Consider the following 14,056-nt stretch of genomic DNA (forward strand, 5'->3'; position numbering starts at 1 on the left):
GCTTTTCTCATGTCAGATTATCGGGTCGTGAACCGTCACCAGCTTGGTGCCGTCGGGAAAGGTCGCTTCCACCTGGACATCGGGGATCATGTCGGCAACCCCTTCCATCACCTCCTCGTGGGTCAGCACCTCCCGCCCCAGGCTCATGAGTTCGGCGACGGTACGGTCATCGCGCGCGCCGGCGCTCCGGCGCTCCGCCAATAACGCGGCGGTAAACAGTAACAGTTTGTTTTTTTCTCGGGGTGTTAATTGCATGCCAAATTCCTCACGTCGACCAGATCCGCGGCGCCACCGCGTCTCGTCCCATAATGCCGGGGCGTAATGCAGACCACATCCGGTGCAGCATTCCCTGTAACCGCTGGTTATCCTCCTCAAGCGCGCGTACCACCAGCAACGTCTCAAAGCGCGTGGCCCCCGCCGCTTTGATCCCGGCCGACGCAATGAGCGCCCGCGTTTGCGCGAGCATCGCCTCATCCGCCGGTACGGCAAAAAAGGTAGCGCACAGCGGGTAGCCCCCGATTTTTCCCAGCTTCGGGGCCGGTTACGCGCAATCGTTCCATCAGCCCGGCGGCGTCGGGCAGCGTGATGCGCAAATGCGTATCGAGCTCACCCTCGCCAAAACGCTCCTCCATTACCGGGCGGCCAAAGCACAGCGTTTCAAAACCAATAAGCCGCGCGCCCGGGGCGAGGGTGAAGTCGGTTTGCATCCTCACCCTCGCTCCGGGAAAGAAAATATTTCCCTGCGGCAACCACTCCAGCGCGCTGTCGGCTCCCAGGGTAAAACGCTGGCGCAGCGCCGCCTGCGCGCCGGCGCTGCGGTAGAATTTCGTTGCGCCGGGCATGGTCAGCAGCGCCCGGCTGCCGGCAGCTAAGGTCACATTCAGATAAAGCCTGTCGCCCCCGACCACGCCGCCCGGAGGATGCAAAAGATAAACGTGGGGTAAGCCATCCTCGGGATAGAACGGCCACTGCACGGTAAACGGCCCGCGATGGCGCCGGCGACTCAGCAGCGTACGTCCGTCACGTACGCTGAAATCCAGCGACAGCTCGCCCAACCACTCGGTTGGGTCCGGTTCAGACAGGTTGGCGGAGAGCGTCGCGGCGGCGGGTGGCGGGTGAGTCATGCGGTTTTTACATCCTGGAAATGCGCTAATGGCAGGGCGAGATGCAAATTCTGATCCAGCGGGGGCAAGACGGCGGAGGCGCGGCGGCAAAGGCGGCCGCACCAAAAAGTCGCACGCCACGCACCCCAAACGATCGCACGGGGACTTAACGCCCCATAATGACGCGAAAGTCCTTTTCTCCTGCGTGGCCCCGCCAGACCACCTACCGCAAGGATGCGCTGGAAACGGATTTCCGCCTCCCGGCCGCCTGCCCTTCGGCATTCCTTAATAGCTCCAGCGTCCATCGGCATGCTCGCTCGCCGCGTCGTTGCGACGCGCGGGGCGGTCAGATGCGTTCAACGCGCGCGACGGCGTCATAAGCTTTAACGATTGAATCTATTCGTATAAGCCATCCGCAGGGCGTCGCCGTTGCGCTATCATAGAGCCGTTTTCTTAAGCGGGTGATTGTCCTGCCGCGGCTCGGCCGCGGGGTTCGGCGCGCCCAAACCGTTTTTACCCGGATGTGGACAGGTGCGCGTTATGTATAATTTTTCCCGTTATCAAGCAAAGGAATTGGCGCTGGCGTATATGACCGGCCGTTCGGAACGTTTATCGCCGGCGGAATTTTTGCAGGCACTGATCAGAGCGGAAAAAGCGTTCGATCACTTGCTCAAACATGGACGCGAGCAGCCCGCCGACCTGACGGTGAAGCTGTTTTAGCCCGCGCTGGCCTCATCCAGGGTGCGATAATCCTCGTCGCTGAGGGTTAACCGGGTCGCCTCCGCCAGTTCCGCGAGCTGCGCCAGCGACGTTGCGCTGGCAATCGGTGCGGTACATAGTGGGATGCTTCATCTGCCAGGCCAGCGCTATCTGGGCCGGCGTCACCCGATAGGCTTCGCTGATGGCGTCTAGCGCTTGCAGGATCTGCATCCCGCGCGCATTGAGATAGCGTTCGATAACCGTTGCGCCGCGCGCGCTTTTGCCGGCGTCCTCTTTCGCGCGGTATTTCCCGCTTAAGAAGTCGCTGGCGAGCGCATAATAGTTGATAACCCCGACGCCATGGGCGGCCACGACCGGTTGTAGATCTTACTCAAACGAACGCCGATCGTAGAGGTTGAATTCCTGCTGAAGGCAGTCATAGCGGGCTAAACTGTTTTGTTCGCTAATGCGCAACGCCTCGGCCAGACGCACACCGCTGTAGTTGGAGGCGCCAATAACCCGTACCTTCCCTTCTTTGATCAACGCATCGAAAGCGCTTAGCGTTTCCTCGAGGCACACCGAAGCGTCATCGGTATGCGCCTGGTAAAGATCGATATACTCGGGTTGCAGCCGTTGTAGCGAATCGGTCACAGCCTGACGAATGTAGGCTGCCGATAACCCTTTCTTACCGGCGCCCATCGGCATGCCGACTTTGGTGGCCAGGATTGATCCGATCGCGGTTGCCGCTCTTTTTTAACCACTCGCCGATGAGGGTTTCCGACTCACCGCCCTGGTTGCCCGCCGCCCAGTGGGAGTATTCATCGGCGGTATCGATAAAATTCCGTCCGTTGTCCAACAGCGCATCGAGAATACTGAACGAGGTGGGCCGATCGACGGTCCAGCCAAAAACATTCCCGCCGAAGGCCAGCTTAGGCACCTGCAGACCTGAACGGCCAAGTGTTCTTTGTTCCATCGCCCTCTCCTTATTTAGCGTTGACACCGACCGGGTTTGCCCGGCAAAACCGCTTTCGTCCACGCCCGGCACTCACCGCCCCGTTTGGCGTGACCATGAGCCGTGTCCGCATGACAGGTTTGGCCCTGTTCGCCCTAGGCCCAGACGTTACCTTATTAATAGCCAATCGCGGCTTCGATGAAGGGCGCGCAACAACCTATTACCGCTCCCGCGCATCAGCGCAGCGCCCGGAACCCATTAACCACAACCCGATCCTCGCCACCGAGCCTGGGGGTTCGGATTTCGCGCGAGCGCCGGCCGCGCCAAACGCGGGGCTGATGAGCGCGGCCCTGGACGCCGGAAGAGACCTCCTTATTTCCTCCATTTTTCTCCTAAGCCCATTGGCTACACTTATTATCATTTTACAGTGCGATGAACGTGCACCGCGAAAACGGCCAGGTCCGCGACAACGCATCCCACTATCGGCGGGATGCATTGTGCTCCTGCCGGCGAAACCTGTCCGGCGGCATAGCCGCGAGCGCGGTGGGCGGCGCCCCTGCCGCCAAGGGCTATTTTTTTGATACACTCTGTGCGCAACAGCACCGCCGGCGTTCCGTCGCCCACGTTCTAAGAGGGGTAATCGCGTTTTATGTTCAGGCTTTTGTTTCGTTCCCGCACAGAACACACACCGCCCGCTCAATCCGCCACGGTGCGCTGGCAGCTCTGGACCGTAGCGTTCGGCTTTTTCATGCAAACACGATACCACTTATCGTCAATACCGCCCTGCCCTCGATGGCGCACAGCCTCAACGAAAGCCCGCTGCGCATGCATTCCGTCATCGTCAGCTATGTGTTGACGGTCGCGGTAATGCTGCCCGCCAGCGGCTGGCTGGCGGATCGCTTCGGGGTGAAAAAGGTGTTTTTCAGCGCCATTGTGCTGTTCACCCTGGGCTCGCTGCTGTGTGCGCGCGCCACCAGCCTGCAAGAGCTGGTGATGTCCCGGGTCATGCAAAGGGTTGGCGGCGCGATGATGGTGCCGGTTGGCCGGCTGACGGTAATGAAAATCGTCCCCAGGCCGCAGTATATGGCGGCGATGGCCTTCGTCACTCTGCCGGGCCAGATTGGACCGCTGGTAGGACCGGCGCTGGGAGGCTTTTTAGTGGGGTACGCCAGTTGGCACTGGATATTCCTCATCAATTTGCCGGTGGGCATTATCGGCGCCATGGTGACCTGGTGGCTGATGCCCAATTACACCATGCAGACCCGACGTTTCGATTTTGGCGGCTTCCTGCTGCTGGCGCTGGGCATGGCGACGTTGACGCTGGCGCTTGACGGGCATAAGAGCCTGGATATCAGCCTGGCCAACGTGACGGCGCTGGTGGTCGGCGTGCTGGCGCTGCTGTGTTATTACCTGCACGCACGCGGCAACGACAATGCCCTGTTTACGTTGCGTCTGTTTGACACGCCTACTTTTTCCCTGGGCCTGACCGGCAGTTTACTCGGGCGGATCGGCAGCGGCATGCTGCCGATCATGACGCCGCTGTTTTTGCAGTTGGGTCTCGGCTTTAGCCCCTTTCACGCCGGGCTGATGATGATACCGATGGTCATCGGCAGCATAGGCACCAAACGGCTGATAGTGCAAATCGTTAATCGGTTCGGTTATCGGCATGTGTTGACCGGCGCCACCTTGGGACTGGCGGTGATTAATCTGCTTTTTCCCCTGGTCGCCCTGGCGAGCTGGCTATACGCGATTCCCGTGGTGGTGGTGCTGCAAGGGGTGGTGAATGCGATGCGTTTTACCTCAATGAATACGTTGACCTTGAAAGATCTGCCGGATTCGCTGGCCAGCGGCGGCAACAGCCTATTGTCGATGGTTATGCAGCTGTCAATGAGCCTCGGGGTCACCATTGCCGGCATACTGCTTGGTCTGTTTGTACCGGCCCATACCCTGGACGGCAGCACCAATATGCATGCCGTCTTTATCGCTACCTACCTGTGCATGGCGGTGGTGATTGCGCTGCCGGCGCTGGTTTTCGCACGCGTGCCGGCGGATAGCGGACAAAACGCGACGCTCGCCCAGCGTATAAGCCTGCTCGGCAACGCACTGGCGGAGCAGTACGCCCTGCACGGCAGTTAGGAATTTCTACATAATAATCAGCGGCTGGTGTATCAGCTGCTGCGCTCATTTGAGCAGAGCGCCGAAGAGAGACGCGATTTACCGCCTCATGGCTGGCGCACGCAGATTTGGGTGCTGGATAACCGCCAGCGTAAACTGGTCGGCCCGTCCGGTCCTCCGCCCGCTGAAGGGCCGCGCTATGCTATCCGCGCCGATGGCCAAATCGTCGGCTGGCTGGTGTCCACACCAATAGAGCGGCTGACCCGCAACGCCGATATTACCTTCGACACTCAGCAGCGCCGTACCAGCTGGCTTATCGTGGCCCTGGCCGCTCTGCTGGCGGCGGCGGCGGCCTGGTTCACCGCCCGCGGTCTGCTGGCGCCGGTTAAACGTCTCATTATAGCGACCCACAGGCTGGCCGCCGGCGATTTCTCGGCCCGCGTGCCGGAAAGCTCGCGCGATGAGTTAGGCCAGCTGGCACGGGATTTCAACCTGCTGGCGATGACGCTCGAAAAAAATCAGGCCACGCGCCGGGCGTTTATGGCCGATGTGTCCCACGAGCTGCGCACGCCGCTGGCGGTGCTGCGCGGCGAACTGGAGGCGTTGCAGGACGGCGTCAGGCGTGCCGGGCTGGAATCGCTGAGCTCGCTGCTGGGGGAGGTGGCACTGCTTACCAAACTGGTGGCGGATCTGCATCAGCTTTCCCTCTCGGATTCGGGGGCGCTGAGTTACCGCAAAGCCAGGCTGGACCTGATGCCGCTGCTGGAAAGGGCGCTGGAGGGTTTCGCCGACCATTTTCAGCTAAAAAACATTGCGCTCAGCCAGCAGTTGCCGCCGTCGCTCACGGTATTCGGCGATGCTGAACGTCTGAGCCAATTATTCCATAATGTGCTGGAGAACAGCCTGCGCTATACCGATGAGGGCGGTCAGTTGCGCGTCGTGGGCGACGTGGACGACGGCGCGCTTACCCTGCGCTTTTTCGACAGCGCGCCGGGCGTGGAACCGCACCAGCTGCCGCATATTTTTGAACGTTTTTACCGCACGGAAGGGTCACGCAATCGCGCCAGCGGGGGATCGGGGCTGGGTCTGGCGATTTGTCACAACATCGTCGACGCGCACGGCGGGCAAATCAGCGCCGCAGATTCGCCTTTAGGCGGGTTGCAAATCACGCTAGAATTACCCCTCGACCCCAGACCCGTAACCGTCTATGACTGAAGACACAACCGCTGCGCCGATTATCCTTGTAGTGGAAGATGAGCCCAAACTGGGACAATTGCTGGTGGATTACCTTGAGGCGGCGGACTACCGCACGCACTGGCTCACCCGCGGCGACGGCGTCATCGATTATTTGCAATCGGAGCGCGCCGACCTGGTGCTGCTCGATCTCATGCTGCCGGGCCGCGACGGTTTAAGCGTGTGCCGCGACCTGCGGCGCTTCTCCGACGTGCCGGTGATCATGATCACCGCGAAAACCGAGGAAATCGATCGCCTGCTCGGGCTGGAAATCGGCGCCGATGACTATATTTGCAAACCCTATAGCCCGCGCGAAGTGGTGGCGCGGGTGAAAGCGATTTTACGGCGCAGCGGTAGCCGCGCGCCCGCCGAACAGGCCGCCGCGCTCCATATTGATGAGAGCCGTTTCCAAGCCAGCTACCGGGGCGTGCCGCTGGACTTGACCCCGGCGGAGCTGCGGCTTTTAAAAATTCTCTCCAGCGCGCCGGGAAAAGTCTTTTCCCGCGAAGCCTTGCTCAACCAGCTGTATGACGATTACCGGGTGGTGACCGACCGCACGATTGATAGTCATATCAAAAACTTGCGCCGAAAGCTCGAGAGCCTGGCGGAGGAGGAGGCGTTTATCCGGGCGGTCTATGACGTGGGCTATCGCTGGGAATCGACCCCCTGCGAGTTAAAATAACCGATTCAGCCACGGTGAAATTCAGAATCCTCTCCTATACTGCCAAGAGTGCGAAAGCGCCGAACAGAAGAGGAGGGCTTGTATGTCAACCGGTCATTATGAGCTACAAAAAGTGTGAAATGGACACTTCCTTTTTCATCTAAAAGGGAACAATGGTGAGACTATTCTCCACAGCGAAACGTTTTCCAGCAAAGCCTCCGCCGAGAATGCCATCACTTTCGCCCGGTACGTAGCGCCGGATGAAACCAATTATGAACTGAAACAGAACAGCGATGACGCCGCTTATTTTGTGCTGTGCGGGAAAAATCAGCAGATTATAGGCCACAGCGATCCTTATAATTCGCTCAAGGCGGCAAAACAGGGTATCAGGGCAGCGATGGCCCTTGCCATCACCCTGGAAATCAAGGATATGACCCACTAGCCAGACCGGCGCCCAGCGCCGGTCTGGTTGTGCGCGGCGGCGTTTATTGTCCAGGATCAAGCCGCCGGCGGAAAAACCGCCCTTCCCGCCATTACCTCCTGCTTTTTTCTCCTTTAGGCGCTAAAATCGCCGTCGCAATACTGCCCACGCAGGGCAGCCTTGACCTGACATCAGACGAGAGACCCATGTTGACACCGGAATTACTTTCTCCCGCCGGCTCGCTAAAAAATATGCGCTACGCCTTTGCCTATGGCGCCGACGCGGTTTATGCCGGCCAGCCCCGCTATAGCCTGCGGGTGCGCAATAATGAATTCAATCACCAGAATCTGGCGTTGGGCATCGCGCAAGCCCATCAGTTGGGCAAAAAATTCTACGTTGTGGTGAATATCGCCCCGCACAACGCCAAGCTAAAAACCTTTTTGCGCGATCTGGAGCCCGTTATCGCCATGGGGCCGGATGCCCTGATTATGTCGGATCCCGGCCTGATTATGCTGGTTCGCGAGGCGTTTCCGTCCATGCCGATACATTTATCGGTACAGGCCAATGCGGTTAACTGGGCTACGGTGAAATTTTGGCAACAGGCCGGCCTGAGCCGCGTCATTTTGTCGCGGGAATTGTCTTTGGAAGAGATAGGCGATATCCGCGCCCAAGTGCCGCTTTGTTGAATAAATCCGAAATTTGTGACGACTTCCTCCCTATCAGGGCGATTGTTACATGATGCGGACGCTGTTTGGCATTCCTAACAGCGTGATCCGGTTAAGCGCTTTGACCATTGCCATAGCCTCACCTACCTGCGCGTCATAGTCATACAGACTCAGATGACCACCCAGAAGTGTTTTAAACCGGAACATGGCCGTTTCAGCCAGTGAACGCCGGTGATAACCTACTTTCTTTTTCCAGGTATCGTTATTGCCGCTCAGATGCTGATTTGCCACCGCATGGTTACGCTCATGGTATCGAGCTGGCCAATATTGCGCACCACTTCGCGGTGGGATAAGCGGCTTTATTTTTTTCCTCAGCAGAGCATCATGACAGTAACGCGTATCGTAAGCACTGTCAGCCGACGCTTCCCTGATTTTCCGGTGGGTTTGGTTAATCAGCCCGGGCAGCGCCTGCGCATCTGTCGTACCGCTTAGCGATAAATCGGCACAGATAATTTCATGTGTCGCGCTATCTACTGCTAGATGAAGCTTGCGCCATACTCTGCGCCTCTCAGCCCCATGCTGCCTGACTTTCCATTCGCCTTTGCCGAAGATTTTCAGGCCGGTGCCATCGATGACCAGGTGTGAGATTTCGCCGCGGGTTGGCGTTTTTATGCTGATGTCGACGGTTTTTGCTCGCCGGCTGACCAGAGAGTAATCTGGGCAGCGCAGCGACAGCCCCATCAGTTTAAAAATCGCGTCAACGAAACCCTGTAACGCCCGGAGCGAAAGGTTAAACACGCGCTTTATCATCAGAACCGTGGTAATGGCCATATCGGTATAGTGAAGTGGCCGGCCACGATGTTCAGGTGATGTACTCTCAGTCCATGCAGCAATGGCTGACTCATCAAGCCATACTGTCAGGTCCCCCCGCTGCCTGAGCGCATTGTTGTATGCGGGCCAGTTGGTGATTTTAAACTTTTGCTTTGCCATGGGGACCTGATGTTGAAACGAATGTAGTGATCAGAGCCGCCAGTCACCTAAAAGTTCGATTTATTCAACAAAGCCCCCAAGTGCCGGAAGTGGAGATCGAGGTGTTTGTTCACGGCGCGCTGTGTATGGCCTATTCCGGCCGCTGCCTGCTGTCGGGCTATATCAATAAGCGCGATCCCAATCAAGGCACCTGCACCAACGCCTGCCGCTGGGAATACAAGGTGCATGAAGGTAAGGAAGACGAGGTGGGCAATATCGTCCACGCGTCGTCTATCCCGGTAACGGAAATTGATGCGCCGCTGGGCGAAGGGGCGCCGACGGACCAGGTTTTCATGCTTGAGGAGGGTCAACGCCCTGGCGAATACCTGTCCGCCTTCGAGGATCAGCACGGCACCTATATTATGAACTCCCGCGATCTGCGCGCAGTGCAGCATGTGGAACGGTTGGCAGCCATCGGCGTACATTCGTTGAAAATCTAGGGGCGCACCAAGTCGTTTTACTATTGCGCCCGCACGGCCCAGGTCTATCGCCGGGCGATTGACGACGCCGTCGCCGGCAAACCCTTTGATCCCAGCCTGCTCACGACTCTGGAAGGGCTGGCCCACCGCGGCTATACCGAAGGCTTTTTGCGCCGCCATACCCATCAGGAGCTGCAAAACTACGACTATGGCTACTCGGTATCCGACCGGCAACAATTTGTCGGTGAATTCAGCGGCGAACGCCGCGGCGACCGGGCGGAAGTCTGGGTGAAAAATAAGTTCTCCTGCGGCGACAGCGTCGAACTGATGACGCCGCAGGGCAATATTCGCTTTACCGTGGCAAGTATGACCAACGGCCAAGACGAAGCCATTGAGGTCGCGCCGGGTAACGGCCATACGATTTATCTGCCGGTGCCGCCGGAGGTCGATGTACGCTTTGCGCTGCTGTTGCGCAATCTCGACGGTACCACCACCCGTCAGCCGCACGGCAGGCTAGACGCCGCCATCGCCTGATTTTTATCCGGTAATTAGAATTGGGTCACAATCCCATGGACGGGAATGGGGTATAATCTATGTGTTGAAAAAAAGGAAAACAACGACCAGTTACTCACCAGGACCACCTCTTTTGCCAGCTCATCCTCCCTTGAACTGGCACTTTATTTTCCCATTCCTTTTCCTCACGATTATCACGACCGGCTATCCTTGCGCCCACCAGGATAATTCCTTTCGCCGGCGCTCGACTTTCCCGTGGCCCAAGATAGTATCTATGCTTAAATAAATGCCGCCTCCGCAAGAGGTCAACCCTCCGATTTCAGCAAGGAAACAGCCTCAAAGGAAGCACAGGTGCCAAAACAGCCGGCGTCACTCCTGATCCTCAACGGCAAAAGCGTCGGCAATGAAGCGCTGCGCCAGGCGGTCAGATTTTATCGCCAGGAAGGCTACCCGCTATTCGTTCGCGTCACCTGGGAGCAGGGCGATGCGCAACGCTACGTCGCGGAAGCGGTTGAGCTCGGCGGCGGCGCCCTAACGCTGCTGCCGGCACAACAGCGCCCGTGCCTCGGCATTTTGCCGCTCGGCACCGCCAATGATTTTGCCACCGCCTGCACCTTCCCTCTGGAGATGGATAAAGCGCTGCTGCTGGCGATAGCCGGCAAACCAACGCCCATCGATATCACCCAGGTCAATAACGACCGTTTCTTCATCAACATAGCAACCGGCGGCTTCGGCACGCGCATCACCACGGAAACGCCGGAAAAACTGAAATCGGCGTTGGGCGGCGCCTCTTATTTCATCCACGGCCTGCTGCGCATGGATACGCTCAAGGCGGACAGCTGCGAAATTCGCGGGCCGGATTTCCGCTGGCAAGGCGATGCGCTGGTGATCGGCATCGGCAACGGCCGCCTGGCGGGCGGCGGCCAGGCCCTCTGCCCGGGGGCGCTGATTAATGACGGCCGGCTGTAGTTGCGCATTATCGCGTCGGAAGAGTGGCTCCCGACGCTTATCAATAGTCTGGCCAGCGGCGATGATCACCCGCAATCCATCAGCGCCTCCCTGCCCTGGTTACAGGTTGATGCACCGAATGAGATTACCTTTAATCTGGACGGGGAACCGCTGCGCGGCCGCCAATTCCATATCACCGTCATCCCCGCCGCGCTAACCTGCCGGCTGCCGCCGCAGTGTCCCCTGCTGGCGTGAGCGGCGCGGCAAAGAGGCGACCGCGCGCGCTGAGTTGATCTTCCGCACATTAATCACAGTTTTCGGCGGGTTAAAGGGGAATCTGTATAACAACCTGAGTTAAGCTATATGCCATATCTTTCCCTCAGAATGCCTTTATGCCGCTCTTTACCCCTGACGCCACGATGCCGCCGTCGCTCTACTACAGCGCGGATGAAGCCCACCCCCTGGCAACGCTTGACGTCGATACCATCGACCATATCGTTAGCGATTTGCGTATCAATTCCAGCGAACGAGAACACTATGTGACCGGCTGGATGGGCGCCCATAGCGTCGTCATTATTCATCACTATCAGGGCAAACGTGGCACCGCGAGTGGCCTGGTGCTGACCAAAGAGGGCGAATTACGCCTGAGCGTGCAGTCCATTACTTTCCGCATCCCCAAATTTTTACTGTGGATGTCGCTGCGCCGCAGGCCCCGTACCATGGCCCTTATTACCTATGGACAACTGGGCGAGCGGCAAAGCCCGCTGGTGCAATATTCCCAGTTGACGGATAAAGCGTTAAAACAGCGGCTGGAGCATGAATGGCAGGCGCTCAACGACTATGTCGGAATGGCGTGTTACCAGTTGGAAAATGATCAACCGCTCTGGCGGACCCTAATGGACAGCCTCAGCGCCGATGCCCTCGCTCAGTGGGTCGCCTCCTCCCGTTTCGACGACAAGCGGCTACAGCAGGATGGGGACTTCACCGGCTTTTGGGCAGGCAATGTCTTTATCAGCCGTCGACAGGTCGCGGTGCCGGCGCTGCAACTGCTTTGGCGCGATGCGCAAAACCAGATCCAGCCGGGGACCCTGTACACGATTCTGTGTAAATGCCTTTTCTCAGAAGTGACCGTCCAGGCGGTCACCGAACTCGATAATAAAGCGGCTCATTGCCATGCGCCAGTCCCTCAAAGGCATTGTCCATTTCTGTGAGGCCGCCTGTATCGCCAGCCACACCACCTTTTTCACTGCGTCGTCGGTCGGGAACACCTTGCGCTTTTTGATGGCATGCCGGATCACGCTGTTTAACGACTCGATGGCGTTGGTCGTGTAGATCACCTTGCGGATGTCCGTTGGGTAGGCAAAGAACGTGGCCAGATTGGCCCAGTTTGCCTGCCAGCTTCGACTTATTTGCGGGTAGCGGATGTCCCAGGCACTGGAGAACGCTTCCAGCGCCTTGCAAGCCGGCTTCTTCCGTAGGGGCCTGATAGATAGCTTTCAGGTCGCGGGTGACGGCCTTGTAGTCCTTCCAGGAGACGAACCGCAGGCTGTTGCGCACCATATGTACGATACATAGCTGGAGCCGCGCCTCCGGATACACCGCGTTAATAGCGTCAGGGAAACCTTTCAGCCCGTCTACGCAGGCGATAAGGATATCGTTCAGGCCGCGGTTTTTCAGCTCTGTCAGCACGTTCAGCCAGAACTTTGCGCCTTCATTTTCGGCCAGCCACATACCTAGCAACTCTTTCTGGCCTTCGATGTTGATGCCCAGCGCCAGGAACACAGATTTGTTGATGATGCGGCTGTCTTGCCGGACTTTTAGAACGATACAGTCAAGATAAACAATGGGATAGACTGCATCCAGAGGCCGGTTTTGCCATTCGACAACCTGCTCCATGACCGCATCGGTGACCTTTGAGACCAGCGCCGGCGAGACATCGGCGTCATACAGCTCTTTGAACGCGGCGGCGATCTCGCGGGTGGTCATCCCTTTGGCGTACAACGATAAAATCTGGTTATCCATCCCGGTAATCCGGGTCTGGTTCTTCTTCACCAGTTGCGGTTCAAAGGAACCGTCACGATCGCGCGGAGTACGCAGCGCCAGTGGTAACGGTTTTTGTGGAATAGCCGTTGCGGGCGTTGGTCCCCGGTTTAGGCTGATTTTTATCGTAGCCGAGGTGATGGGTCATTTCGGCATTGAGAGCTGCTTCGACGCTAATTTTTTTCAGCAGCCGATCGAAGTGACTGAGATCTTCAGGGGTTTTGAGATTTTTGGCCAGTTCGTTAGCCAGAGCCTGCAACTGTTTTTCGTCCATAAATTAACCTGTTTTTGATGTTAGATTGAACATATCAAAATCAGGCAAATACACAAATTTCTAAACAGGCTCCCGCCGGGCTATATTTATACCCTGGCCGCCAGTACTGCAGATTCCGACGTATCCGATCAGCTGTTCCGGCGACATCCGATCAGTTATTCTGATATTTTCCGATCACCCATTCCAGTGATATTCGATCACGTGTTCGCTCATCTTCTGACTCGGGTTTAGTCTATTTTTCCTGTGCTGGCTACTCCTTGCTCTTTGCGTAGTGATTCGCCTTTAAGTTCCAGTCTATAGCTGGGGTGTACTAACCGATCGAGTAACGCGTCAGCTGTCGTGGGGTTTTCTATCAGTCCATACCATTTTTTCACCGGCAGTTGACTGATCAGGATGCTGCTGCTTTTGTCGTAGCGATCTTCCATCACCTCCAACAGCATCGTTGCCTGCATCGGACTTATTGATTCTAGGCCCACGTCGTCCAAGATCAGTAACTCTATTTTTTCTAACTGCTTAAGCTGTTTTAGATAGGTCCCGTCTACCTGACACTGGTGAAGATGGGCCAGCAACCGACCCACTCGCCAGTAACGCACGCTATATTGCTGCCGGCATGCCTGCTCACCAAGCGCACAACTGAGCCAGGTTTTGCCCGTACCTGTCGGCCCCGTGATGAGTATGCTTTTCTGATATTTCAGATATTGTCCCCCTAGCAGATCTCGCATCTGTTCCGGTGTCACTCCTCGGCTAGGGATATAGCGGATATCTTCCGGTTTTGCCTGCAAGCGCATTTGCGATTGCCGTCGCAGACGGCATATGTGGTTGTTTTTTCTATGCAAATTTTCCGCTTCTACCATCAGCGACAACCGCTCCTCGAACCCCAGCTCCCCATAACTCCCCGGGAGTTCGCGTTGCGTCTCCAACGCCTGGACCATTGCCGACAACTTCAGCTCTCGCAGAGCCATTAACAGTGTATCCATATTTATT

9 protein-coding genes and 7 pseudogenes are annotated in these 14,056 nt (G+C 57.5%); 9 read left to right on the forward strand and 7 right to left on the reverse strand.

Annotated elements, in window-relative coordinates; genetic code table 11:
• Positions 1 to 12: 12 nt before the first annotated feature.
• From ureA to SOPEG_RS16455, 3 genes are read right to left on the reverse strand one after another with little or no spacing between them, the layout of a single operon-like run.
• Entirely contained in the window at positions 13 to 255 is a 243-nt protein-coding gene (ureA, locus tag SOPEG_RS16450) for an urease subunit gamma (protein WP_025246165.1), read from the reverse strand.
• Between the two features lie 10 nt (positions 256 to 265).
• On the reverse strand, positions 266 to 466 hold the full coding sequence (locus tag SOPEG_RS28845) for a hypothetical protein (RefSeq protein ID WP_200867819.1): 201 nt from the start codon (positions 464 to 466) through the stop codon (positions 266 to 268).
• A 4-nt stretch (positions 467 to 470) separates the two neighbouring features.
• Positions 471 to 1,055: an urease accessory protein UreD gene (locus SOPEG_RS16455; protein WP_200867820.1), complete on the reverse strand. Its 585-nt coding sequence runs from the start codon at positions 1,053 to 1,055 to the stop codon at positions 471 to 473.
• Positions 1,056 to 1,643: 588 nt separating this feature from the next.
• Between SOPEG_RS16455 and SOPEG_RS16460 the strand changes: the two genes are divergently transcribed.
• Complete coding sequence (locus SOPEG_RS16460) at positions 1,644 to 1,823, forward strand: hypothetical protein (RefSeq protein ID WP_025246166.1); 180 nt, start codon at positions 1,644 to 1,646, stop codon at positions 1,821 to 1,823.
• Here SOPEG_RS16460 and SOPEG_RS16465 read toward each other — a convergent pair.
• Positions 1,820 to 2,775, reverse strand: a pseudogene (locus tag SOPEG_RS16465) (aldo/keto reductase). The gene SOPEG_RS16460 and the pseudogene SOPEG_RS16465 overlap by 4 nt on opposite strands.
• Positions 2,776 to 3,403: 628 nt before the next feature.
• On the opposite strand from SOPEG_RS16465, the pseudogene mdtD reads away from it, so the two are divergent.
• The 5 genes and pseudogenes from mdtD to SOPEG_RS16485 form a co-directional block, all read left to right on the forward strand.
• A pseudogene (gene mdtD, locus SOPEG_RS25115) lies at positions 3,404 to 4,836 on the forward strand (multidrug transporter subunit MdtD); the annotation flags it as partial.
• Positions 4,831 to 6,084 (forward strand): annotated as a pseudogene (gene baeS, locus SOPEG_RS26545) (envelope stress sensor histidine kinase BaeS); the annotation flags it as partial. The pseudogenes mdtD and baeS, both read left to right, overlap by 6 nt.
• Positions 6,077 to 6,784, forward strand: a complete 708-nt coding sequence (baeR, locus tag SOPEG_RS16475; protein ID WP_025246170.1) for an envelope stress response regulator BaeR — start codon at positions 6,077 to 6,079, stop codon at positions 6,782 to 6,784. The pseudogene baeS and the gene baeR, both read left to right, overlap by 8 nt.
• Positions 6,785 to 6,947: 163 nt before the next feature.
• A complete protein-coding gene (locus SOPEG_RS25120; RefSeq protein ID WP_148297196.1) occupies positions 6,948 to 7,205 on the forward strand; it encodes a YegP family protein in 258 nt (85 codons plus the stop codon).
• Positions 7,206 to 7,390: 185 nt separating this feature from the next.
• Positions 7,391 to 7,861 (forward strand): annotated as a pseudogene (locus SOPEG_RS16485) (U32 family peptidase); the annotation flags it as partial.
• Positions 7,862 to 7,915: 54 nt separating this feature from the next.
• On the opposite strand, the gene SOPEG_RS16490 reads toward SOPEG_RS16485, so the two are convergent.
• Positions 7,916 to 8,839: an IS5-like element ISSoEn1 family transposase gene (locus tag SOPEG_RS16490; protein WP_025246173.1), complete on the reverse strand. Its 924-nt coding sequence runs from the start codon at positions 8,837 to 8,839 to the stop codon at positions 7,916 to 7,918.
• A 77-nt stretch (positions 8,840 to 8,916) separates the two neighbouring features.
• On the opposite strand from SOPEG_RS16490, the pseudogene SOPEG_RS16495 reads away from it, so the two are divergent.
• From SOPEG_RS16495 to SOPEG_RS16505, 3 genes and pseudogenes are all read left to right on the forward strand, one after another.
• A pseudogene (locus SOPEG_RS16495) lies at positions 8,917 to 9,831 on the forward strand (U32 family peptidase C-terminal domain-containing protein); the annotation flags it as partial.
• A 330-nt stretch (positions 9,832 to 10,161) separates the two neighbouring features.
• Positions 10,162 to 11,013 (forward strand): annotated as a pseudogene (gene yegS, locus SOPEG_RS16500) (lipid kinase YegS).
• A 137-nt stretch (positions 11,014 to 11,150) separates the two neighbouring features.
• Positions 11,151 to 11,969, forward strand: coding sequence for a ferrochelatase (locus tag SOPEG_RS16505; protein WP_025246176.1), 819 nt, complete (start codon positions 11,151 to 11,153; stop codon positions 11,967 to 11,969).
• Here the strand turns inward: SOPEG_RS16505 and SOPEG_RS25125 are convergent.
• Together SOPEG_RS25125 and istB are read right to left on the reverse strand one after the other, a co-directional pair.
• Positions 11,877 to 13,072: pseudogene (locus SOPEG_RS25125) on the reverse strand (IS256-like element ISSoEn2 family transposase). The gene SOPEG_RS16505 and the pseudogene SOPEG_RS25125 sit on opposite strands and share 93 nt — an antisense overlap.
• Positions 13,073 to 13,299: 227 nt before the next feature.
• The gene (gene istB, locus SOPEG_RS16515; RefSeq protein WP_025244354.1) at positions 13,300 to 14,049 is read right to left on the reverse strand and encodes an IS21-like element ISSoEn3 family helper ATPase IstB; all 750 of its coding nucleotides are present in this window, start codon (positions 14,047 to 14,049) and stop codon (positions 13,300 to 13,302) included.
• Positions 14,050 to 14,056: the final 7 nt, after the last annotated feature.

Source organism: Candidatus Sodalis pierantonius str. SOPE (assembly GCF_000517405.1).
Lineage (GTDB): Bacteria > Pseudomonadota > Gammaproteobacteria > Enterobacterales > Enterobacteriaceae > Sodalis_C > Sodalis_C pierantonii.

Bases quoted from the DNA above. Each gene is read 5' to 3' on its own strand.
- ureA (WP_025246165.1), bottom strand. From the start codon at position 255: ATGCAATTAACACCCCGAGAAAAAAACAAACTGTTACTGTTTACCGCC.
- SOPEG_RS28845 (WP_200867819.1), bottom strand. From the start codon at position 466: ATGCTCGCGCAAACGCGGGCGCTCATTGCGTCGGCCGGGATCAAAGCG.
- SOPEG_RS16460 (WP_025246166.1), top strand. From the start codon at position 1,644: ATGTATAATTTTTCCCGTTATCAAGCAAAGGAATTGGCGCTGGCGTAT.
- baeR (WP_025246170.1), top strand. From the start codon at position 6,077: ATGACTGAAGACACAACCGCTGCGCCGATTATCCTTGTAGTGGAAGAT.
- SOPEG_RS16490 (WP_025246173.1), bottom strand. From the start codon at position 8,839: ATGGCAAAGCAAAAGTTTAAAATCACCAACTGGCCCGCATACAACAAT.
- SOPEG_RS16505 (WP_025246176.1), top strand. From the start codon at position 11,151: ATGCCGCTCTTTACCCCTGACGCCACGATGCCGCCGTCGCTCTACTAC.
- istB (WP_025244354.1), bottom strand. From the start codon at position 14,049: ATGGATACACTGTTAATGGCTCTGCGAGAGCTGAAGTTGTCGGCAATG.